The sequence below is a fragment of the uncultured Flavobacterium sp. genome, assembly GCF_963974175.1.
GTDB lineage: Bacteria > Bacteroidota > Bacteroidia > Flavobacteriales > Flavobacteriaceae > Flavobacterium.
The window spans coordinates 364,596-385,770 of the sequence record NZ_CAXBBR010000002.1 but is presented as its reverse complement, the minus strand read 5'-3'; the positions used below and the strand labels follow the sequence as shown (position 1 = coordinate 385,770).

Annotated in this window: 24 protein-coding genes; 11 read left to right on the top strand and 13 right to left on the bottom strand. The window is 34.3% G+C overall.

Translation table 11 applies throughout. From position 1 onward, the window contains the following. Nucleotides 1–37: 37 nt before the first annotated feature. The 9 genes from hemF to hemA form a co-directional block, all read right to left on the bottom strand. Complete coding sequence (gene hemF / locus AAC069_RS04670) at nt 38–940, bottom strand: oxygen-dependent coproporphyrinogen oxidase (RefSeq protein ID WP_339919440.1); 903 nt, start codon at nt 938–940, stop codon at nt 38–40. Between the two features lie 14 nt (nt 941–954). Beyond that, nucleotides 955–1,959 carry a carboxypeptidase-like regulatory domain-containing protein gene (locus tag AAC069_RS04665; RefSeq protein ID WP_339919325.1) on the bottom strand — a complete coding sequence of 335 codons (1,005 nt, stop codon included), beginning with the start codon at nt 1,957–1,959 and terminating at the stop codon, nt 955–957. 93 nt (nt 1,960–2,052) lie between these two features. Further along, nucleotides 2,053–2,415, bottom strand: a complete 363-nt coding sequence (locus tag AAC069_RS04660) for a GNAT family N-acetyltransferase (RefSeq protein WP_339919439.1) — start codon at nt 2,413–2,415, stop codon at nt 2,053–2,055. 12 nt (nt 2,416–2,427) lie between these two features. Further along, on the bottom strand, nt 2,428–2,589 hold the full coding sequence (locus AAC069_RS04655; RefSeq protein WP_339919324.1) for a hypothetical protein: 162 nt from the start codon (nt 2,587–2,589) through the stop codon (nt 2,428–2,430). A 5-nt stretch (nt 2,590–2,594) separates the two neighbouring features. Next, nucleotides 2,595–2,975 carry a hypothetical protein gene (locus AAC069_RS04650; RefSeq protein WP_339919323.1) on the bottom strand — a complete coding sequence of 127 codons (381 nt, stop codon included), beginning with the start codon at nt 2,973–2,975 and terminating at the stop codon, nt 2,595–2,597. A 6-nt stretch (nt 2,976–2,981) separates the two neighbouring features. Then, a complete protein-coding gene (hemE, locus tag AAC069_RS04645; RefSeq protein ID WP_091085420.1) occupies nt 2,982–4,007 on the bottom strand; it encodes a uroporphyrinogen decarboxylase in 1,026 nt (341 codons plus the stop codon). A gap of 46 nt (nt 4,008–4,053) precedes the next feature. Continuing rightward, a complete protein-coding gene (locus AAC069_RS04640) occupies nt 4,054–4,758 on the bottom strand; it encodes a uroporphyrinogen-III synthase (RefSeq protein ID WP_339919322.1) in 705 nt (234 codons plus the stop codon). Beyond that, nucleotides 4,758–5,684, bottom strand: a complete 927-nt coding sequence (gene hemC / locus AAC069_RS04635) for a hydroxymethylbilane synthase (protein WP_339919321.1) — start codon at nt 5,682–5,684, stop codon at nt 4,758–4,760. Before hemC ends, AAC069_RS04640 begins: the two co-directional genes overlap by 1 nt. Before the next feature lie 69 nt (nt 5,685–5,753). Next, entirely contained in the window at nt 5,754–7,010 is a 1,257-nt protein-coding gene (hemA, locus tag AAC069_RS04630; RefSeq protein WP_339919320.1) for a glutamyl-tRNA reductase, read from the bottom strand. A gap of 228 nt (nt 7,011–7,238) precedes the next feature. Between hemA and AAC069_RS04625 the strand changes: the two genes are divergently transcribed. The 7 genes from AAC069_RS04625 to AAC069_RS04595 all read left to right on the top strand — a co-directional run bounded on the left by AAC069_RS04625 (nt 7,239) and on the right by AAC069_RS04595 (nt 14,103). Next, nucleotides 7,239–8,111 (top strand): AraC family transcriptional regulator, encoded by an 873-nt coding sequence (locus tag AAC069_RS04625; protein WP_339919319.1) that lies wholly within the window; start codon nt 7,239–7,241, stop codon nt 8,109–8,111. Between the two features lie 162 nt (nt 8,112–8,273). After that, a complete protein-coding gene (gene hemH / locus AAC069_RS04620; protein ID WP_339919318.1) occupies nt 8,274–9,305 on the top strand; it encodes a ferrochelatase in 1,032 nt (343 codons plus the stop codon). Beyond that, nucleotides 9,306–10,661 carry an MATE family efflux transporter gene (locus tag AAC069_RS04615; protein WP_339919317.1) on the top strand — a complete coding sequence of 452 codons (1,356 nt, stop codon included), beginning with the start codon at nt 9,306–9,308 and terminating at the stop codon, nt 10,659–10,661. Then, complete coding sequence (locus AAC069_RS04610) at nt 10,648–11,199, top strand: CopD family protein (RefSeq protein ID WP_339919316.1); 552 nt, start codon at nt 10,648–10,650, stop codon at nt 11,197–11,199. The genes AAC069_RS04615 and AAC069_RS04610 overlap by 14 nt, the downstream gene beginning before the upstream one ends. Before the next feature lie 128 nt (nt 11,200–11,327). Beyond that, nucleotides 11,328–12,743, top strand: coding sequence for an ATP-binding protein (locus AAC069_RS04605; protein WP_339919438.1), 1,416 nt, complete (start codon nt 11,328–11,330; stop codon nt 12,741–12,743). Between the two features lie 9 nt (nt 12,744–12,752). Further along, nucleotides 12,753–13,535 carry an enoyl-CoA hydratase-related protein gene (locus tag AAC069_RS04600; RefSeq protein ID WP_339919315.1) on the top strand — a complete coding sequence of 261 codons (783 nt, stop codon included), beginning with the start codon at nt 12,753–12,755 and terminating at the stop codon, nt 13,533–13,535. Nucleotides 13,536–13,701: 166 nt separating this feature from the next. Beyond that, on the top strand, nt 13,702–14,103 hold the full coding sequence (locus AAC069_RS04595; RefSeq protein ID WP_339919314.1) for a hypothetical protein: 402 nt from the start codon (nt 13,702–13,704) through the stop codon (nt 14,101–14,103). 67 nt (nt 14,104–14,170) lie between these two features. Here AAC069_RS04595 and AAC069_RS04590 read toward each other — a convergent pair whose 3' ends face one another. The 3 genes from AAC069_RS04590 to AAC069_RS04580 all read right to left on the bottom strand — a co-directional run bounded on the left by AAC069_RS04590 (nt 14,171) and on the right by AAC069_RS04580 (nt 16,675). Continuing rightward, nucleotides 14,171–14,824, bottom strand: coding sequence for an HD domain-containing protein (locus AAC069_RS04590; protein ID WP_339919313.1), 654 nt, complete (start codon nt 14,822–14,824; stop codon nt 14,171–14,173). Between the two features lie 119 nt (nt 14,825–14,943). After that, on the bottom strand, nt 14,944–15,930 hold the full coding sequence (locus tag AAC069_RS04585; RefSeq protein WP_339919312.1) for an acyl-ACP desaturase: 987 nt from the start codon (nt 15,928–15,930) through the stop codon (nt 14,944–14,946). A 10-nt stretch (nt 15,931–15,940) separates the two neighbouring features. Continuing rightward, entirely contained in the window at nt 15,941–16,675 is a 735-nt protein-coding gene (locus AAC069_RS04580; protein WP_339919311.1) for a lysophospholipid acyltransferase family protein, read from the bottom strand. Between the two features lie 233 nt (nt 16,676–16,908). On the opposite strand from AAC069_RS04580, the gene AAC069_RS04575 reads away from it, so the two are divergent. The 4 genes from AAC069_RS04575 (at nt 16,909) to AAC069_RS04560 (ending at nt 20,691) form a co-directional block, all read left to right on the top strand. Then, nucleotides 16,909–17,322 (top strand): ribonuclease P protein component, encoded by a 414-nt coding sequence (locus AAC069_RS04575; RefSeq protein WP_339919310.1) that lies wholly within the window; start codon nt 16,909–16,911, stop codon nt 17,320–17,322. Nucleotides 17,323–17,388: 66 nt separating this feature from the next. Then, nucleotides 17,389–18,246 (top strand): DUF4349 domain-containing protein, encoded by an 858-nt coding sequence (locus AAC069_RS04570; RefSeq protein WP_339919309.1) that lies wholly within the window; start codon nt 17,389–17,391, stop codon nt 18,244–18,246. Nucleotide 18,247: 1 nt separating this feature from the next. Next, nucleotides 18,248–19,885: a S41 family peptidase gene (locus AAC069_RS04565; RefSeq protein ID WP_339919308.1), complete on the top strand. Its 1,638-nt coding sequence runs from the start codon at nt 18,248–18,250 to the stop codon at nt 19,883–19,885. Next, complete coding sequence (locus AAC069_RS04560) at nt 19,885–20,691, top strand: OmpA family protein (protein WP_339919307.1); 807 nt, start codon at nt 19,885–19,887, stop codon at nt 20,689–20,691. The genes AAC069_RS04565 and AAC069_RS04560 overlap by 1 nt, the downstream gene beginning before the upstream one ends. Here the strand turns inward: AAC069_RS04560 and AAC069_RS04555 are convergent, their stop codons facing one another. Continuing rightward, nucleotides 20,692–21,138, bottom strand: coding sequence for a GNAT family N-acetyltransferase (locus AAC069_RS04555; protein WP_339919306.1), 447 nt, complete (start codon nt 21,136–21,138; stop codon nt 20,692–20,694). Nucleotides 21,139–21,175: the final 37 nt, after the last annotated feature.

Here is a 21,175-nt window from a genome sequence, read left to right as displayed (position 1 = left end):
ACCCAATTAAAATTTAAAATTCAGAATTTAAAATAAACTATACCCAATCTCTTGGTTTTTCTAATACGTTTACTAATTTCTCTTCTTCGCTACCAGCTTCTGGATGATGACCGTAAACCCATTGTACATGTGGCGGTAAACTCATCAAGATACTCTCGATTCTTCCATTCGTTTTCAGACCAAATAAAGTCCCTTTGTCGTGAACCAAATTGAACTCAACATAACGACCACGACGGATTTCTTGCCAGGTTCTTTGCTCATCTGAATAAGACAATGCTTTTCTTTTTTCCACTATTGGAACATAAGCTTCTAGGAAACTATTCCCAACTTCAGAGACAAAATCAAACCAATTTTCCATACTCATTTCGTCAGTAGCTTTGCAATAATCGAAAAACAATCCGCCTATTCCACGGGCTTCATGACGATGAGCATTCCAGAAATAGGTATCACATTGCTTTTTATATTTTGGATAAAACTCCGGATTGTGTTTGTCGCAAGCGGTTTTACAGGTTTGGTGAAAATGAATGGCATCTTCTTCAAACAAATAATAAGGCGTTAAATCTTGTCCGCCACCAAACCATTGTTGAATCACCTTTCCGTTGTCATCGTACATTTCAAAATAACGCCAGTTCGCGTGAACAGTTGGCACCATTGGATTCTTTGGATGTAAAACCAAACTTAGTCCACAGGCAAAAAAATCCGCTTCGCCTACGCCAAACATTTTTTGCATTGCTTCTGGCAATTTCCCGTGAACAGCTGAGATATTTACACCGCCTTTTTCAAAAACAGCACCGTTCTCGATTACTCGGGTTCTTCCTCCTCCACCTTCTGGGCGTTCCCAAAGATCTTCTTTGAATTTGGCTTGACCATCAACAGCTTCTAATCCTGCAACGATGGCATCTTGAAGGTTTTGTATGTATGCGTAGAATTGTTCTTTCATGTCTAAATAAAACATTAATTAATTTTGTAATTGGCTGGAAGCATATTTCCCACCCTTTGTTCTGATAACTTGCCTGAAAAGCTTATATCTTCGATATTTGAATTAAGACCAAATTGATCAATATAAAACGAGGTAGTTTCCAGAATAAATTTTGACTGACCCGCTTTTTTGTGTAACAAACTAAATTCAGCTATAAATTTTTTATTATGCAAACCTCTTTCTTGTTTTAACACTTCAACTCTTTTTAAGCCTAAAGTATCTCTTACAGTAAAACTATCCTTTGGGTTAACTTGATATGATTTTTCAAAAACTAAAAAATTGCCTTTTCCCAAAGTTTCGTCTCCTAAATTTCTAAAAAATTCTAATTGCGAACCAGTATAACATTTTTCTCTGTTTTTAATTATTTTAGAACTAGAGTCATTTTCTTCAAAACGAGATAAACCAGAAAAAAAACTCCGCGTCACATCTCTAGAATTAACACTTAGTTTCCAAAACTTAGTTTCGAAATTCGATAATTCATAGGTTATTTTGTAACCTAACGCACTATTAACTATAATTAAAGGGTTTTGTGAGAACGCTTTTAATGTTGTTTTATCTTTATCATATATAAAATAAATATCGCTTTCGTTTTCGATTTTAGAAGCTTTTCCAAATGAAGTTCTACCTAAAAATTGATCTCTAAATAGCTCCATTTTTTGCTTTCTAGTAAAAAGATCTTTTTTAATTATGACTTCATTCAAGCTTTCAGCTACTTCTTTTAAAATAACATATAATTCTTTATCCGAATCAAATTTTAAATATTGCGTTTGATACCCTAAAAAACTTACCACCAAAACAGTATTTAATCTAAAAGTGTTGTCAATTATGAAATCTCCTTTTTTATCTGTTAATGTGGCAACTGTTGTTCCGTCAAAATAAACATTTGCAGCTACAAGAGCCTTACCATTAACATCAACTACCTTACCTCTAATTTGAGCAAAAGAAACAGTAACAAATAAAAGAAGTATGAGTGTTTTCATATTATAAAAAACTTAGATTTAAAGCTTTATCCATTAAAAACTATTGTTTATAATTTTAATCAAAATAACTTGAAAGATAAATTTAGTCATTATTTATCTTTCATTTGTATGTTCATATAATTCCATATCTATCGGAGATTCTCCAATAGGAGAAAATTCATTTAATAACGTTCGCTTCCATATAAAATCACAATTCTCGGCCACCTTTACACTTCCTATATTCGTTTTATGAGCGGTAATCTGTAAAACTTTCAAATCTAACTCATTATAAGCAAAGCCCGAAATAGCTTTAACGGCTTTCGTAACCAAACCTTTCCTTTCAAAATCTCTTCCAATACAATAAGCAAGTTCTCCAATTCGACCTACCCAATCAATTTTTTTAATCATAATTAAACCCGCAATATGCTGCGTATCTAACTCTCTGATTACAAAAGTAAAATTTACTTTTCGCCGTATTTCATCATTTTTTTATAAAATATAAGCTACTGACTTTTCAATAGTTTCATTACTAGAAAGCGTAAGCGGAAAAAATTTACTAAGATGCGCTGTATTATCTAACAAAAAAAGATGTAATGTAGTAGCATCCGTTGATTTTAATTGATCGATAATGAAATTTTCTGACAGTATCATTTACCTTATGGTTTTGATTTAATACCAGCAATTTTATTTATTATATCAAATGAAAAAGTCTTACTCTCTAATTGAATATGCTCATAAATAGCGATTGCTTTCGCCGAAAAATCAAATTGATTGTTCTTTGAATAGGCAATTAGAAAGTCCGCGAATTGTTCTTTTTGACCCCAATCCATTTCGTACTTATCTAATAATTGAATCAAATCTTTTTCTTCAATTTGGTCAATAATCACAGTTGTTAAATCAAAATCAGTCAACTGACTATCAATTAAACTCGTGTCTTCTATATTCCAAAATTTGGGCACAAAAACCAAAGAAAGTAAAGTACTTAACATATTGTCAATCTTTACTTTCTTTTCGTCTCTTAATCCTTTATTCAGCATCTGCTATTATTGGTTGTATTCTTTCACTGCATCGATAAATGCTTTTGCATGATCAACAGGAATATTTGGTAAAATACCATGACCTAAGTTCACGATGTATTTGTCTTTTCCGAATTCGTCAATCATTTCGTGTACCATTTTCTTAATCACCGGAATAGGAGATAACAATCTTGATGGATCAAAATTACCTTGTAAAGTAATGTTTCCACCAGAAAGGTATCTTGCATTTCTAGGAGAACAAGTCCAATCTACTCCTAATGCAGAAGCACGACTTTTACCCATTTCGCCAAGAGCGAACCAACATCCTTTTCCGAAAACAATAACCGGAGCGTCATCGGCCAAAGCTTCAACGATCTGATTGATGTATTTCCAAGAGAATTCTTGATAGTCTACTGGAGATAACATTCCGCCCCAAGAATCAAAAATTTGAACGGCATCTACTCCCGATTTTACTTTTTCTTTTAGGTATAAAATAGTCGTGTCAGTAATTTTTTGCAATAAAACATGTGCTGCTTCTGGGTGAGAGAAACAAAATCCTTTGGCTTTATCAAAGCTTTTAGATCCTTGTCCTTCTACTGCATAACACATAATAGTCCATGGCGAACCCGCGAAACCAATTAACGGTACCTCATCATTCAACATTTCTTTAGTCAATTTAATAGCGTCAAAAACGTATCCTAAAGTTTCATGTACATCTGGAACGATCACTTTTTCTACATCCTGAATCGTACGAATAGGATTGGGTAAATACGGACCAAAATTAGGCTTCATCTCTACTTCAATTCCCATTGCTTGTGGAATCACCAAGATATCCGAAAATAAAATTGCTGCATCTGGAGCGATTCTACGAATAGGCTGAACCGTAATTTCTGCAGCTAATTCAGGCGTTTGACAACGGGTGAAAAAATCATATTTATCACGTAAAGCAATAAATTCTGGTAAATATCTTCCAGCTTGACGCATCATCCAAACTGGTGGACGTTGAACTGTTTCTCCTTTTAATGCTCTTAAAAACAAGTCATTCTTTAACATAATTCTATCTTTTTTATTCCCCACCGCAGCGAGGTTATTGGATTTTTTAATTTTCAGCTGTAGGCTCGATACTTTCTTCCGGATTATAATATTGAATCACTTCAATAATTACGTCTTCGATTGTTGGGATTTCGGCAATTACAATGTTTTTAACTTTGTTTAACTCTAATGCTTTTGCAGTAGTATTCCCTACGCAAAAACAAATTTCCTTTTTGATTTTGTTGTTTGTCAAATAACTCTCCACTGCAGACGGACTAAAGAACATTATTCCGTTAAAATTTTCCTGATCGGATATTTTGAAAGGCGCTAATGTAGTTTGGTACACTTCTATTTCATTAAATGTTATCCCTTCGCTTTTTAAGGCTGCTGGCAAGGTTTCCTTACGTAAATTTCCGCTCAAAAAAGTATAACTCTCTTTGCTATAGATCAATGTAATAATCTCCGCTAATTCAGAGGCGTAATCCATATAGACACTAACCGTAAAACCATTAGCTTCGAGTAATTCTTTGGTTTTAATACCTACACAAAAGACCATTTTAGTCTTAAGAATTTCCCAACCGCTTTGTTCCATTAAACTCACAACAGCATTTTGACTACTAAAAATCAAATTATCGTTGAATTTATCTAACTGAAAAAGGTTGTTTTTTATTTCGATAAAATCTTGCTCTAAAAGATCAAAATCAGCATCGATAAATACTTGCCTTTGTTCTGCAGACAATGTTTTGGTTGATAAAATGCTTGTTTGACTCATTATTTCTTTAAGTTATTTTTAATTTCCGCCATTAATTTTGTTCCGCCATTATTCAAGACTTCCTGAGCAGAAAAGAAACCTAATTTTTTCCATTCTTCGATAGGAACAATTTTTTCTACTTCAATTTTTTCTTTTCCGTCAAGCGAAAATAAAACTCCCTGAAAATGAATGGTATCCTCTTCTTCATTATAACGTGCCAAAGCTCCAATAGGTGCCGTACAACCCCCTTCTAATGTTTTAAGAAACTGACGTTCTATATAAGTTACGATTTCGGTTTCAATATCATTTAGCTGCGATAAAGCATCTAGTGTAAACGCATCTTCTTGCATAGCAACAACAAGCATAGCTCCTTGAGCAGGAGCGGGAATCATCCAGTCTAAATTAATATAATTCTCCGGTTTTAAGTTGATTCTTTCTAAACCAGCAGCTGCAAAAATAGCTCCGTTCCAGTCACCTTCGTTCAACTTTTTCATACGCAAATTTACATTTCCGCGAAGGTCAACTACTTTATGTGTTGGATATTTATTCAGCCATTGCGCTTGACGACGCAAGCTTCCTGTAGCAATAGTTCCTGATTCGTTAAGAAAATCAAGATTGCCTTTATGAACTAAAATATCTAAAGTATTGGCTCTTTCTAAAACTGCAGCTTGAACAATCCCTTTTGGCAAAGCCGTAGGAACATCTTTCATTGAATGCACTGCAATATCCACATCGCCATTTATCATAGCAACATCTAATGTTTTTGTAAAAATTCCGGTGATTCCTAATTCGTAAAGTGGTTTGTCCAGAATGATATCCCCAGTAGATTTAACCGATATAATCTCAGTTTTATACCCTAAATCGTTTAATTTTTTCTCTACTGTGTGTGCTTGCCAAAGTGCGAGTTCACTATCTCTGGTACCGATTCGTATTGTTTTTTCAGCCATTTTTATATTTTGATTTCTTAAAAAAGAAAAACCATTAAGAAATTAAGATTCATTAAGTTTTATATAAATTTATTTCGCTGCAAGACCTATTTTAAAAACTTTTTCAATCCACTCGATGCTTTCATCTACCATGGTATCATCATCTTTCAAATGATTAGCAAAGTGTGTAGTAATTTTTTGAATGATTCTTGCGCTTATAATTTCGGCTTGTTCTTCGTTGAAATCAGCTATTTTTTTACTTTGAAAATTTAATTCAGAAGTTTTGATAGCGTTCAATTTTTCTTTCAAAGCATGAATGGTAGGCGCAAATTTTCGCCCTTTTGTCCAAACATTGAACTCTTCTTTGATTTCTTCAATAATAGCCTCAGCAGCTGGAATATGATTTTTTCTGTTTTCTAAAGTTTCGTCAGTCAATTGCGACAAATAATCCATGTGAATTAATGTAACGCCATCTAATTCCTGAACATCTTCATTTACATTTTTAGGTATGGATAAATCCAAAATCAATAAAGGTTTTTTTAGATTTAAAATTGCTTTATCTACAGTAGGATTTTGGGCACCAGTAGCAACTACAACGACATCTGCTTTTTGCAATTCCAGATGTAACTCTGAATAATCTTTTACAATTAAGTTTAGTTTTCCTGCTAATTTCTCTGCTTTATCTTTTGTTCTGTTGATTAGAGTGATGTGTTCGTTTTTGGTGTGTTTTACCAAATTTTCACAAGTATTACGACCAATTTTCCCTGTTCCGAAAAGTAGAATATTTTTGTTTCCAATGTCTTCTACATTCTTCATTATATATTGAACCGAAGCAAAAGACACCGAAGTGGCTCCGGAACTAATTTCTGTATCTGTTTTTATTTTTTTACTCGCCTGAATAACCGCATTCACTAATCTTTCCATGAAGTTATTAGCTAACCCCATTACTTTAGACTGCGTAAAACTTGATCTTATTTGTGAAATAATTTCAAAATCACCAAGAATTTGACTGTCTAAACCTGTTCCTACGCGAAACATATGATTTATAGCTTCTTGATTTTTATATACAAAACCAACCTTTTGAAATGATTCAACACTACCTTGACTGTTCTCACAAATCAATTTGATTAATTGAAAAGGGTGTTCTGCAAATCCGTATATTTCAGTTCGGTTACAAGTAGACGTTACGATTAAGCTTTCAATCCCTTCCTCTTTTGCTTGTTCCAGTAAACGTGTTTTAGCTAAAGCATCTAAGCTAAATTTTCCTCTAATCTCGGCATCTGCTTTTTTATAGCTTAATCCAACGGAGTAAAAATACTGATGCTTTGATAGGTTATTATTTTCCATATAAATACTTTTCCAAAAAGTGAGACAAAATTATCACTATAGACTTTATAAAAGTAACGCTAGAAGTTCTTTTTGTGTCGCTAGATGTTTTTTTGTTTCTAATCGGCTATTTTTATCCAAAAATAGTTAGTTTTGTAATGAAATCAAGTTGTCACGCCTTTCTTATTTAGAGTCGTTCTAAACTAACACGGCTGATAATTGTCATGTTTTAAATTAAAAAATGTCGCTATGAGTTCTCAAGAAATTATAAAAATTGAAGATGATTTTACCTTAATTCGTTTTCAGAATGACAGCACAGAATCCTTTAATGCCCAGCGCGAAGTCAGCAGTGGGTTGATTCAGTTTCATTTTGGATTAAAAGGAAGCGCTAAATTTATATTCAATCAAGGGAATTATTCCTTAGAATTGAAAGAAGAAAAATCCTTGCTTTTATACAATCCACAAAAAGAATTGCCTTTAAATCTCGAGTTAGCGCCAAATTCATGGGTGATATCTGTGATTATTTCCATCAAGAAATTTCATGCCTTATTTTCGACAGAAGCAGATTATATTACTTTTTTGAGTGGAGACAACAAAGATAAAAAATATTATAACGAAGGGAATATAAGTCCGTCGATGGCAATTGTGCTATCGCAATTATTTCATTACAGCCTGCATCCTTCGATAAAAAACTTGTATTACAAAGGGAAAGGATACGAATTATTAAGTTTATATTTCAATCGAACAGAAGATCCCAATGCAGAACAATGTCCGTTTTTGATCGATGAAGACAATGTAATGAAGATTAGAAAAGCCAAAGAAATTATTATTGCTAATATGGCAGAACCGCCCGGTCTACAAGAACTGGCCGATGAAATAGGTTTAAATTTAAAGAAACTGAAAATGGGTTTCAAACAAATTTATGGCGATACTGTTTATGGGTTTCTATTTGATTACAAAATGGATTTTGCTCGAAAATTACTCGACAGCGGATCATATAACGTAAATGAGGTAGGATTAAAAATAGGATACAGCACCGGAAGTCATTTCATCGCTGCCTTCAAAAAGAAATTTGCTACAACGCCAAAAAAATACTTAATGTCCATAAATCCGAATACTTAATTCGTCATCGGTTTTTTATATTAAACAATAAATAAAAAATAGTTAATCGTAATTTACAGCAAACCAACTTTAATTACTTTTGCCACAAGATTACACATTCTTCGTACTCAAGGGTTTTACCTGAACAGCTGAAGCAATGATAATAATAAAAAGAAATAATTTATGAAAGGTGTATTATTAGTCAACTTAGGTTCTCCTGAAAGTCCAACTGCAAAAGATGTAAAACCTTATTTGGATGAATTTTTAATGGACAAGTACGTAATTGATGTTCCGTTTTTGTTAAGAGCATTATTAGTTCGCGGAATCATTTTGCAAACGCGACCTAAAAAATCAGCGGCAGCCTATGCTAAAATATGGTGGGACGAAGGTTCTCCACTTGTAGTGATATCTAAAAGAATGCATGCTAAAGTAAAGCAATTAGTGAATGTTCCCGTTTCATTAGCCATGCGTTACGGAAACCCTTCTCTTTTATCAGGGTTACAAGAATTACATGATCAAGGTGTTACTGAAGTGATGCTTTTTCCTTTGTATCCGCAACATGCGATGGCGTCTACAACTACAATATTAGAACTAGCCGAGGAACACCGTAAAAAGTATTTCCCAGAAATGAAATTTACGATTGTACCTGCTTTTTATAACAAACCTGACTATTTACAAAACCTTGCGGATTCTATAAAAGGGCACTTGGAAGGGTATGACTACGATCATTTGTTGTTTTCTTACCATGGAATTCCAGAGCGTCACATTCGCAAAACGGATATCACCAAATCACATTGTAAAATTGACGGCTCTTGTTGCAATACGCCCTCACCGGCACATGAGTTTTGTTACCGTCACCAATGTTATGAAACTACAAAACAGGTCGTGAAATTATTAGGTATTCCAGAAGGAAAATACAGCCAAACGTTTCAATCCCGTTTAGCGGGTGACAAATGGCTTACGCCTTACACGGATGTCGAAGTGAACAAAATGCCTGAAAAAGGAATTAAAAAATTAGCAGTGGTAACTCCAGCTTTTGTCTCTGATTGTTTAGAGACATTAGAGGAAATCGCGATGGAGGCTAACCACGAATTCAAGGCACATGGAGGCGAAGAATTCTTGGCAATTCCTTGCCTGAACGATAGCGATGCCTGGTGCAATACCGTAAGCAATTGGATTACCGAATGGGTAGCTGTTGAAAAAACGACTGCATAAATGGCAATTTCAGCCGAAGAACTAGGAACCGAAGACATAAAAAAACTCTTGATGAAGCAGGCTTTGCCTGCTTCTATTGGGATTTTGTTCATGTCCGTCAATATTCTTATTGACACCATATTTGTCGGACAGTGGATTGGTTCTCTTGCTATTGCGGCTGTAACAGTGGTCTTACCGATAACATTCCTGATTTCATCTTTAGGTATGGCTATTGGTGTGGGCGGCGGTTCTGTTCTTTCTAGAGCTTTGGGTGCGAAAGACCGCGAAAAAGCCAAAACCACTTTTGCCAATCAAATTATGATGACCTTTATTTTGGCGTCACTTTTTGTAGTTCTTGGCATCTTTTTCAGTTCTGAAATGCTACTGCTTTTTGGTGCCAAAGGAGCAATCATAGCACCGGCAGCTGAATTCTTTTCCCCAATCATTGTTTCTGTGCCTTTTCTGGCACTTTGTATGATGGGAAACAATATTATAAGAGCAGAAGGCAAAGCTAAATTTGCCATGGTTGCCATGATTATTCCTGCTTTTGTCAATATCATATTAGATATTATTTTTATAAAAGTGATGGGATTAGGCATGTTTGGAGCAGCGTTAGCCACATCCATTTCCTATTTTATGTGCTTCCTTTTTGTTCTTTGGTTCTTTATTTATAAAAGCGAATTAAAACTAAAAGCGCGACATTTTAAATTACACTTACCCATCATTAAAGAAATTACAGAACTAAGTTTTGTTACTTTTTCAAGACAAGGAGTTATAGGTGTTTTGGCCATTATTCTCAACCACACTTTATACTCGTATGGCGGCGAACATTCGATTGCCGTTTACGGAATAATAAGTAGAATGTTGATGTTTGCCCTATTCCCGATTCTTGGAATCACACAAGGGTTTATCCCGATTGCTGGCTATAATTATGGGGCTCAAAATTACGAAAGAGTAAAAGAGAGTATTCAAATATCAATAAAATATGCGGCGCTACTAGCATCGTTAATTTTTGTTGTTATTCTCTACTACGCTGCGCCTATAGTCGCCATTTTCACCACCGATCCAAAAGTTATTGCCGAAACACCGGATGCATTGCGCTGGGTATTTGCTGCTTCTCCGATTATTGCCATCCAGTTAATTGGGGCTGCCTATTTTCAAGCGGCAGGTAAAGCTAAAAAAGCATTAATGCTGACGCTGAGTAAACAAGGATTTTTCTTAATTCCGTTAGTACTGATACTACCGAATTTTTTCGGTATTTTTGGAGTGTGGGTTGCCTTCCCTATTGCCGATGTGTTGTCAACAATACTAACCGGTTATTTTCTAAAGAAAGAAATGAATACAAAATTGATTAAAACTACTGATGGAATATTATAACTACCTCAAATCCCTACACCTCATATTTGTAATTACCTGGTTTGCAGGTTTATTCTACATCGTCCGTTTATTTGTTTACCAAATTGAAGCAAATGACAAACCATCCCCTGAAAAAGAAATTTTGCAAGCACAATATAAAATAATGACCTACCGCTTGTGGTATATTATCACTTGGCCTTCGGCGATTCTAGCTAGTATTTTTGCATTTTGGATGCTGTTTTTCACTGACTTAGGAAAGTCTTGGTTGCAAATGCCATGGATGCATGTAAAACTTGGCTTTGTATTTGTGTTGTATTTATACCATGGCAAGTGCCATCAAATATTTAAGCAATTGCAAAACGACCAGGTTAAATACACAACTAACTTTATGCGTTTATGGAATGAAGGGGCTACCATCATTCTTTTTGCAGTCGTTTTTTTAGTGGTTCTGAAAAATGCAGTTAATTGGATTTACGGGGTCGCTGGCATTTTTATATTTTCAATTACGATTATGTTGGGCTTTAAATTTTACAAGAGAATACGAGAAAAAAGTAATTAGCAACTAGCTATTAGTACTTGGCTTCATGGCTTTGAACTAATCACTATTCACTATTCACTAATCACTAAAAAATGCTAAAAGGTTTCAAATTATCGATGTTATCACTACGAATTCGGATTTTTCTTTCGATGATCGTACTGATAATTGTAGCCTCTGTTTTACTAGCTTCCATCTCGATTATCCAATTTAAAAACGAAGCCAAAGAATACCATCAGGAGCGACTGGAACGTAAAGAAAATGCAGTTAGGGAGCATATCAATTATGTCCTTTCTACAACAACTTACCCTTTAACGACTGAAAACCTGGATTTAATTTTCAAGGATAAAATTCATGAACTGGCACACATCCACAATATTGAGATAAACATTTATAGCTTAGAAGGCGCGCTATTAAAGTCATCCAAAGAATCTTTTTCCGTTGATAAGGTTTCGCCGCCCATCCCAAAATACATATTAAAACTAGTTCGCTCTTCGATTGAAAAACGATACGTTGACATTAAAACGATAAATGGTGTTAAAAACCGCTCCTCTTTTACCCAAATAAAAGACGACAAATTCAAACCACTGGGTGTTTTGAACTTACCTTATCTCGAGGACGACGGTTTTTATGAAAAGGAGCTGCATAGTTTCTTAATCCGTTTAGGGCAAGTCTATACCTTCATGTTAATTGTGGCATTTGGACTAGCTTACTTCCTCGCAACTTACATCACTAAATCACTAAAAACGATTTCAGACCGGATAAACGAAACCAGTTTGAGCCAAAAAAATAAAAAAATAGTACTAGAGGCGAGCAGCAAAGAAATCAACTTATTGATCAAGTCTTATAATCGAATGGTCGAAGAGCTAGAGATAAGTGCCGTGAAATTAGCGCAAAGCGAAAGAGAAGAAGCTTGGCGCGAAATGGCAAAACAGGTGGCTCATGAGATCAAAAACCCTTTGACGCCCATGCGTTTGACTGTACAAAGCTTTGAAAGAAAATTCAATCCCGAAGATCCTGACATCATACAAAAAATGAAAGATTACTCGGAGACATTGATTCAGCAAATTGACACCATGAACGCCGTTGCATCTGCTTTTTCTAATTTTGCTTCTATGCCAGCACAACAAAACGAAACGTTGAATGTAGTGGAAGTCGTTGAACTGTCACTAGATATTTTTAATGAAGAACACATTGTCTTTGAAAGTGATTCTCCCGAAATTATTTCTAAAGTAGACCGAACACAATTGATTCGAATCATCACCAATTTAGTTAAAAACGCCATTCAATCAATACCAGAACAACAGGAAAATAAAAGGGTTTTTGTAGCCGTAAAAAAAGACCTCAACAATGTACTAATCATCGTTGAAGACAATGGAATCGGAATCAAACCTGAAGATATTAGTCGTATTTTCGAACCTAAATTCACCACTAAAAATAGCGGAATGGGATTAGGCTTGGGTATTATCAAAAACATCATTGAAAATTATAAAGGAACAATTACCTTTGATACAGAATATGGAAGAGGGACACGTTTTACAGTATCACTTCCAATAATTAACTCTTAAATTACTAAAATGAGCTACAATAACATTCTAGTTGCAAAAGAAAACAGTATTGCAACAATAACTATAAACCGCCCTACAAAACTAAATGCCCTAAATACAGTAACGATTCAAGAACTGCATGAGGCGTTTCAGGAGTTGGAAAAAAATTATGACACCCGTGTGGTTATTTTAACCGGAAGCGGTGAAAAAGCATTTGTTGCAGGAGCTGATATCGCTGAATTTGCCGACTTTTCAGTTGAAGAAGGCGTTCAATTAGCTGCTCAAGGACAAGACATTTTATTCAATTTTGTCGAAAATCTAAAAATCCCTGTTATTGCAGCCGTTAATGGATTTGCACTTGGAGGAGGATTAGAATTAGCTATGGCTTGTCACTTTAGAGTCGCTTCAGATAATGCTAAAATGGGCTTGCCAGAAGTATCTTTAGGAGTTATTCCAGGGTATGGTGGAACGCAACGTTTACCACAATTAATAGGAAAAGGACGCGCCATGGAAATGATTATGACTGCAGGAATGGTAACCGCTGAAGATGCCTACAGAACTGGTTTAGTAAACCATGTGGTACCACAAGCAGAACTTTTAGACTTCTGCAATGGCATTGCACAAATAATCATGAAAAACTCTCCTTTGGCGATCAGCAAAGCAATTAAATCAATTAACGCTAATTATAAAGATGGTGAAAATGGTTTTGAGACCGAAATAAAATCTTTTGGAAAATGTTTTGGAACCAATGATTTTAAGGAAGGTACTACTGCCTTTTTAGAAAAAAGAAAAGCTGCCTTTACTGGAGAATAAAATTATTATATAAAAAAATACCGCAGATTCATTGCTTTTAAAACTATGGATCTGCGGTTTTCTATTTAAAAAATTAAAGTTTTCGTAGAATACATTCCTCTTTTCAGATACAAAAGCTAATTTTGCACACTCTCTTTTTAGAGAAATTAAACCTAAAATTAAACTCATGTCATACGAACCCGTATTTGCCCTTTTTTGGGAAAGTGTAAAACAAAGTATTCAAAACGGAACTTATGCCAAATTAACTTTGGCGAAGACCATAGGTGATACAGAACTGAAAAACATTTATGTGCGACCTGTATTACTGGAAAATGATGTTTTTAGCCTTTCTCTTAGCGCTAAATACAAAACAGAGGAAATAGAAAGTTTTCATACGATTGACGAAGCTTTTATAGTATTGGCTCCGTATATGAACAATCCTTTTTTGACAGCCCTTTTATTTACAACAGAAAACGACATTACTTTCAAACTCAACAAAAAAAGAGTGGGAAGTATTATAGAACAGCCACCTACGTTTAAAAATGCTTCGGATGTAATTATCGAAATGAAAGAAAAAGGAATAATTTAGTTGTGTTAAGTGTTCCGTTTTTTAGTAATCAATAGTTCTGAACACTATAAAGCTGAACACTGCTCACTTACTTCTCCCCATCCCATTCCGCATAAAATTGCGCAATAAAGCTTTCCATGAAACGATGTCTTTCTAACGCAATTTGTTTGCCAGTTGGCGTATTCATTTTATCTTTCAACAAGAACAGTTTCTCATAAAAATGATTTAGCGTAGGCGCATCATTTTTTTTATATTCCTCTTTTGTCATTTTTAAATTCGGAGCGATTTTAGGGTCGTACAGCGCTCTGTTTTTGAATCCGCCATAATTGAACGCTCTAGCAATACCTATAGCACCTATAGCGTCTAAACGGTCAGCATCCTGAACAATTTCTAATTCTATAGACGAGAAGTCCTTTTTGAAATTTCCTCCTTTAAAAGAGATGTTTTCTATGATTTTGATAACGTGCTCAATAATTGCTTCATCCACTTCCTCTGATTCTAGAAATGCTCTCGCTGTTTCCGGTCCAACCACTTCGTCTCCATTATTGAATTTGCTATCTGCTATATCATGAAGCAACGCTGCTAGTTTTACTACTATCTCATTACAAACCTCATCTTTTGCAATCGATAATGAATTTTTATAGACTCTTTCGATATGAAACCAATCGTGGCCACCTTCTGCATTTTTCAATTTTTCTTTAACAAAAGTGATAGTCTTACTTATGATATCTGTGTTATTCATCTTTTATATTTTATAAAAAAATGTTGATTTCTAAAGTTATTACACTCTAAAAATCAACATTTGTATTTTATTTTATTGTTGATTCTAAAATCAACATTCGTTACTTTTACAACTAAAACCTACAATCTTGCAGGCTCTACCCATTTGAAAATATGGGATTCTTGAGGAATAACCATTCTTTCTGAAATTCTAGCCATTCTAGCAGGTAATTTCATTAAATAATCACGTGCTTTCTCTGCCTCATCAGTTAAACCGGTAATTTTATCAATTTCCCATTTAACCATTAATTTTTGCATGATATCAATATAATCTGCCGCAGTATAAACTCCGATACGCTGCGCTGAATCAGAAAACTGTTCGAATGCAGTACTTATTTTCTCTCCTGATTCTCTCAAGAAATGTGCTGGCATTACAATTTTTTGTTTCATCATGTATTGAAAAGCAAGCATCATCTCACTAGGATCTATCTTGAAAATAGCGCTTACAAACTCTGAATAAGCATGATGATGGCGCATCTCGTCACCGGCAATCATCTTACACATTTTTGACAATTTATTGTCTCCATATTTCTTAGCCATTTGTGCCACTCTATTATGAGAAACATAAGTAGCAAGCTCTTGAAAACTCGTGTATACAAAGTTTTTATACGGATCTCTTCCAGTTCCAATATCGAAACCATCATTGATAAGGTGTTGCGTTGTCATTTCAATCTCACGCATATTAACACGCCCAGATAAATAAAGGTACTTGTTTAATAAATCACCGTGACGATTTTCTTCACCTGTCCATTGTCTGATCCATTTAGACCAACCATTTCTTTCTACGTTATCAATTCCCTCTACATCCATCAACCAAGACTCATAGGTAGGAAGGGCTTCTTCAGTAATGGTGTCTCCAACTAGGGTTACCCAAAAATCATAAGGTAATTCCTTTGCTATCTCGCGCAACTCTCTAACCTCTTCAAAAAAGTTGTCACTTTCTGAATTGGGTAAAAAATCGGTTGGTTGCCATATTTTTTCAACAGGTATTAAATATTGATCAACATAGCTATCAACGTTTTTTTCCAAAAACTGCATAACTTCTAATCGAATGTTTTTTATTGACATTTTATATAAATTAAAATTTTATTCCATTTACTACTGCGCTTTCTGTCTTCTCCATTAGCTCCGCAAAATCATATTCACTTACTGCTAATGGTTTATGTAATACAAAGGTAAGCCGATTTCCCAAACCTAATGGAAAAAATCCATATTTAACGATTTTCCAAGAATTGTTTATACTTACAGGAACGACATAAGCCGATGGTGCGTTCTTACATAATATTTTCAAACCTGTTTGCGCAAACTCTTTTGGCTTCCCTGTCTTACTTCTAGTTCCTTCCGGAAAAATAACTGCCGAACGGTTATTTGCAACTATATAATCGGCCAAACCTTTAATTGCAGGAATCGCTTGCTTAGGATCTTTTCGATCAATCAACACAGAACCTCCATGACGCAAATTAAAGGAAATACTTGGAATTCCCTTGCCTAATTCCTTCTTACTTACAAATTTACAATGAAATCTACGTAAATACCAAATCATTGCTATGATATCGTACATGCTTTGATGATTAGAAACAAATATAATTGGTACGTTTTTGGGTACACTTTCTATATTTTCAAATTTAAAGGTTGTTCCCAAAAGGTTCGTGAGTCTCACGAAAATAAAATTCATGTAGTCCACACTTTTTTTATGAGCCTGGTATCCAAAAACATTGAAACAAACCCATTGAATAGGGTGAAAAATGACCAACGTAAGACCAAATAACAAATAATATATTACGGATATGGGATACGATATTATTTTTTCCATGCTTAAAATTTAAGCGACAAAAGTAGCAAATATATTTTTACTGCTAATTAATTCCTACACAATAATAGGTTTAGCGTTTATGTATTCAATGATAGTACAATAATCCCTATAGCTATCGGGAGGACTCTTTTAATACTATATCTGCATCATCCTATACATTTTCTGACTAATAAATAACTACAATTAGTATTAATTGTACCTTTGTCTGCTATAATCCCTCTCTCTAAAGAAAAATGAATTTCACTTATCCAAAAAAAGAAAAACTAAAAAGTAAAATCATAATTGGACTATTATTTACTGAAGGGAAATCTGTATCTAAATATCCGCTACGACTCGTATATCATTGCGGGCCATCAAGTGACGGTCAGCAAATAAAAATGGGAGTTTCTGTTTCTAAGAGGAACTTTAAAAAAGCAGTTGACAGGAATTACTTCAAACGTGTTCTGCGTGAGACCTATCGTTTGAATAAACACATCCTTACTGACAAACTCGACCAAACGTATTCTTTCATGTTTTTTTACCAGACCAAAGACCGCTTGTCTTATGAGGAGATTAACATCAAGACCATTCAGTTGTTTGAAAAATTTGTAGCACAAAACAGTAAAAAAGAACAAACAGAAACAAATAGCGATCTAGTAAAAGAATAATTTCGCCTCAATAATTAAATTAGAGTTTATCAAAAAAATTGTAGTTTTAGCTCTAAATAAATTAATATGAAATCTATTATTCTGTTTTTATTGGTGCTAATATCTTTTTCAAGCTGTAAAAAATCCGACAGTGAAGTAGCAGCTTTTTCAATGTCACCAAATTCATCAGAATTAGATCAAGTAAAATTTGTGAAACCTGTAGTTGCAAACGCAGAAGAAGTTACTGAAGAGCCTCCAATTAACTCCTCTCAGAAAGAACAAAAAACTACAGAACAAAAAATAATTAAAGAAGCTAATCTTCGTTTTGAAACTACTGATTTAAATTCTACTTACAATCAGATATTAAAAAGCACTACCGAAAGTGGTGGCTCAATACAAAATGACACTGAAGGAAAAGATTACGGCACTATCTTTAGACGATTAGTCATTAGAGTTCCTAGTCAGAATTTTGATGGTTTTTTAAAAAACATATCAAAAGGCGTTTCCTATTTTGACAATAAGGAAATTTCAGCACAAGATGTAACGACTCAATATATTGATATTGATGCGAGATTAAAAACTAAAAAAGTACTTGAAAATCGATATATTGAATTACTAAAAAAAGCAAATAAAGTATCGGAAATGTTAGAAGTTGAGGCACAACTATCAGCCATTCGTGAAGAAATAGAAGCTAAGCAAGGACAATTTAACTATTTACAAGATAGGATTTCTTTAAGTACAGTTACTGTAGAGTTTTACAAACCGGTTGCTCCAGATAGTGGTATAACCGTTTCGTATGGAATGAAAATCTGGAATGCAGTCAAATCTGGATTTAATAGCTTCTCAAGCTTTTTCATAAGTTTAATTAGCGTTTGGCCCTTCCTTATACTCCTTGGAATAGTGTTCTATTTTGTAAAAAAAAGATTTAAGAAAAAAACCGTTTAAGATGACAAACTTTTTTAAAAAAAAATACATAGTTCCCGTAGTTGCCTCGGCATTACTGTTTCTAGGTGCCAGTTTCAAAAATGATTTTTTTGAAATTGCAAAACAAATCGAGATATTCACTACACTTTTCAAGGAATTGAATATCAATTATGTTGATGAGACAAACCCTGGAGACCTAATGGACAATGCGATCAAAGGCATGTTAGCTGGTCTAGATCCCTACACTGTTTATTTCAATGAACAGGAAGTTGTGAAATTTAAAATAAACAATACCGGGGAATATACAGGAATAGGCGCTTTGATTACCCGAAGAGAGGATAAAATAATTATTCGTGAGGTCTACAAAGATTTCCCTGCTGATAAAGCTGGTCTTAAACCCGGAGATGAAATTACTCAAATAGGAGATGTTCTTTTATCCGACTTCAAAGACGATGCCTCCCAACTCATGAAAGGAGCTAAAAACACCAAAATCGACGTCAAATATATCCGTCAGGGAAAAACAAATACGGCACAAATTATTCTTGATGAAGTCGAAATAAAATCGGTGGTGTTTTTCTCAAAAATAGATGAAAAAACAGGATATATCGTCTTGGCACATTTTAATAAAAAAGCTTCCTATGAAACCAAACAAGCATTAGAGGAACTAAAGAGACAAGGTGCTGAAAGAATTATATTAGACCTAAGAGGAAATCCCGGAGGTTTATTGAATGAGGCGGTAAACATATGCAATCTCTTTGTACCGAAAAATGAAGTTATCGTAACCACAAAATCGAAAAACGAAAAACACAACAACACCTATAAAACGACAATGGAACCGGTCGACACGGCAATTCCATTAGTAATAATTATAAATGACAAAAGTGCTTCAGCATCAGAGATTGTAGCGGGCGCGTTACAAGATTTAGACCGAGCTGTAATAGTGGGAAGTCGCAGTTTTGGAAAAGGTTTGGTACAAAAACCAATAGACTTAACATACAACACCCAGTTAAAAGTAACGATTTCTAGATATTACACACCATCAGGAAGGTGTATTCAAGCTTTAGACTATGCCCATAAGGATAAAAATGGCGTAGCCATTAGAACGGATGAAAAAAACTACAATAGCTTTAAAACTAGAAAAGGAAGAAGCGTTTATGACGGTGGCGGCGTCTTACCAGACATCCAACTTGAAGAAACAAAAACAAGTCCTATTGCCAATGCATTGTTGAAAAATGATGGGATTTTCAATTATGCAACTGCCTATTATTACAAAAATCCTAATTTAGGAGTACAAGTACCTTCTTTTTCGAATACTGACTTTTTGGATTTCAAAAATTTCTTAAAAACTCAGAAAATTTCTTTCGATACCGAAACAGAGCAGGCACTAAAAAACACTATGGCTGTGGCCAAAAAAGAAAAAATAGACGCCACGATTACTACAGAATATGAACAACTTCTTGCGGCACTTCAAAAAAGTGAAGAGACACTATTGGATAAAAACCAAGAAGAAATTAAAGGGCTAATTGTTGATGAAATTATTAAACGATACCAATATCAGGAAGGTCTTTATCAATATTATGTGAAAACTAATTCCGAAATAAAAAAATCCGTCAGTATTTTAAACAATAGTGCTGACTATAAAAATATTTTAAAAATTTAATGCTAAAATATTTAAAAATAATAGCTCTGCTGTCCTTTAGTTATCTTACCGCTCAAGCAGGGAAAGTAGAAACTGTTTATTTTGAATTTGATAAATCCAACCTCTATTCTGAGCAGGAGCAAATGATCTTAGATTTTATAATTAAAGTAGATACTTCTAGGATAGAATCTATTCAAATCTATGGCTATTGCGACGATCGGGGAACCGCTGATTATAATTACAAATTATCCGAGCAAAGAGTAAATACTGTTCGTAATTTACTTATTTCCTACGGCTTCAATAAGAACAAAATTGTAATAATTGAAGGAAAAGGACGCGTCATTTTAACTGATGATCTTTTAGAAAATCTAGGTGAAATACGATCCAAAAACCGACGTGTCGATTTACTACTTGTGCAGAAAAATAGCTTTGGGGAAGGGATTTACAACTCTTTTCAAGACAAGCACGTAGTAGGAGATCGGATTTATTTAGAAAAAATATATTTCCCGTTTGGAAGCAGCAAACTAAACTATCAATCCAAACAAGAATTAGACAAAATTGCTAAAATACTTGACTCAAATAAAGGAATTGAATTTGAAATTATAGGCCATGTATGCTGCACTCCGAGTTATTACGAAGACGCTATCGATAGGGAAACAAATGAGCGAAAACTATCCGTAAACCGCGCCAAATCTGTTTTCCTATATTTAATGAACCAAAACATCAATAGCCTAAGGATGTCTTATAAGGGTGTTGGAAATAAATTCCCCTTAGGAAAAGGGGAAGAATTTGACCGGAGAGTTGAGTTTCTTATTACTAAAATATAATTACTCTTTCTTCATTTCGATATGTGGAATATCATCTTCCAGATACATTTCGCTACTTTGCACAAACCCGTGGCTTTCATAGAATTTTTTCAGATATAATTGAGCGCCAATAGTTATTTTACTTTCCCCATAATGCTGCGCTATTCCAGCGATAGCTTCCCGCATCAAATCATGACCCCATTTTCTGTCACGGTAATTAGCATCTACCACTACCCTTCCTATTGATGCATTATCAAAACTGATTCCGGGTTTAAAAAGTCGGGCATGAGCCACTACTTTTCCTTCAAACTCTGCAAAAAGATGCAATGCAACTTTATCCTTGCCGTCAAGATCAAGATAGACGCAATTTTGCTCCACTACAAAGATCTCACTTCTTAATTTAAGTAAATCATATAGTTCATTAACTGAAAGTGCCTCAAAAAGCTTTATTTTCCATTGTATTGCCATGGATTGTTTCTTTATTTTAAAATTTAGGTTTTGGAAT

Excerpts from the sequence above, each read along its gene's own strand:
- hemF (WP_339919440.1), bottom strand. The coding sequence starts at position 940 with ATGAAAGAACAATTCTACGCATACATACAAAACCTTCAAGATGCCATC.
- AAC069_RS04665 (WP_339919325.1), bottom strand. The coding sequence starts at position 1,959 with ATGAAAACACTCATACTTCTTTTATTTGTTACTGTTTCTTTTGCTCAA.
- AAC069_RS04655 (WP_339919324.1), bottom strand. The coding sequence starts at position 2,589 with ATGATACTGTCAGAAAATTTCATTATCGATCAATTAAAATCAACGGAT.
- AAC069_RS04650 (WP_339919323.1), bottom strand. The coding sequence starts at position 2,975 with ATGCTGAATAAAGGATTAAGAGACGAAAAGAAAGTAAAGATTGACAAT.
- hemE (WP_091085420.1), bottom strand. The coding sequence starts at position 4,007 with ATGTTAAAGAATGACTTGTTTTTAAGAGCATTAAAAGGAGAAACAGTT.
- AAC069_RS04640 (WP_339919322.1), bottom strand. The coding sequence starts at position 4,758 with ATGAGTCAAACAAGCATTTTATCAACCAAAACATTGTCTGCAGAACAA.
- hemC (WP_339919321.1), bottom strand. The coding sequence starts at position 5,684 with ATGGCTGAAAAAACAATACGAATCGGTACCAGAGATAGTGAACTCGCA.
- hemA (WP_339919320.1), bottom strand. The coding sequence starts at position 7,010 with ATGGAAAATAATAACCTATCAAAGCATCAGTATTTTTACTCCGTTGGA.
- AAC069_RS04625 (WP_339919319.1), top strand. The coding sequence starts at position 7,239 with ATGAGTTCTCAAGAAATTATAAAAATTGAAGATGATTTTACCTTAATT.
- hemH (WP_339919318.1), top strand. The coding sequence starts at position 8,274 with ATGAAAGGTGTATTATTAGTCAACTTAGGTTCTCCTGAAAGTCCAACT.
- AAC069_RS04615 (WP_339919317.1), top strand. The coding sequence starts at position 9,306 with ATGGCAATTTCAGCCGAAGAACTAGGAACCGAAGACATAAAAAAACTC.
- AAC069_RS04610 (WP_339919316.1), top strand. The coding sequence starts at position 10,648 with ATGGAATATTATAACTACCTCAAATCCCTACACCTCATATTTGTAATT.
- AAC069_RS04605 (WP_339919438.1), top strand. The coding sequence starts at position 11,328 with ATGATCGTACTGATAATTGTAGCCTCTGTTTTACTAGCTTCCATCTCG.
- AAC069_RS04600 (WP_339919315.1), top strand. The coding sequence starts at position 12,753 with ATGAGCTACAATAACATTCTAGTTGCAAAAGAAAACAGTATTGCAACA.
- AAC069_RS04595 (WP_339919314.1), top strand. The coding sequence starts at position 13,702 with ATGTCATACGAACCCGTATTTGCCCTTTTTTGGGAAAGTGTAAAACAA.
- AAC069_RS04590 (WP_339919313.1), bottom strand. The coding sequence starts at position 14,824 with ATGAATAACACAGATATCATAAGTAAGACTATCACTTTTGTTAAAGAA.
- AAC069_RS04585 (WP_339919312.1), bottom strand. The coding sequence starts at position 15,930 with ATGTCAATAAAAAACATTCGATTAGAAGTTATGCAGTTTTTGGAAAAA.
- AAC069_RS04580 (WP_339919311.1), bottom strand. The coding sequence starts at position 16,675 with ATGGAAAAAATAATATCGTATCCCATATCCGTAATATATTATTTGTTA.
- AAC069_RS04575 (WP_339919310.1), top strand. The coding sequence starts at position 16,909 with ATGAATTTCACTTATCCAAAAAAAGAAAAACTAAAAAGTAAAATCATA.
- AAC069_RS04570 (WP_339919309.1), top strand. The coding sequence starts at position 17,389 with ATGAAATCTATTATTCTGTTTTTATTGGTGCTAATATCTTTTTCAAGC.
- AAC069_RS04565 (WP_339919308.1), top strand. The coding sequence starts at position 18,248 with ATGACAAACTTTTTTAAAAAAAAATACATAGTTCCCGTAGTTGCCTCG.
- AAC069_RS04560 (WP_339919307.1), top strand. The coding sequence starts at position 19,885 with ATGCTAAAATATTTAAAAATAATAGCTCTGCTGTCCTTTAGTTATCTT.
- AAC069_RS04555 (WP_339919306.1), bottom strand. The coding sequence starts at position 21,138 with ATGGCAATACAATGGAAAATAAAGCTTTTTGAGGCACTTTCAGTTAAT.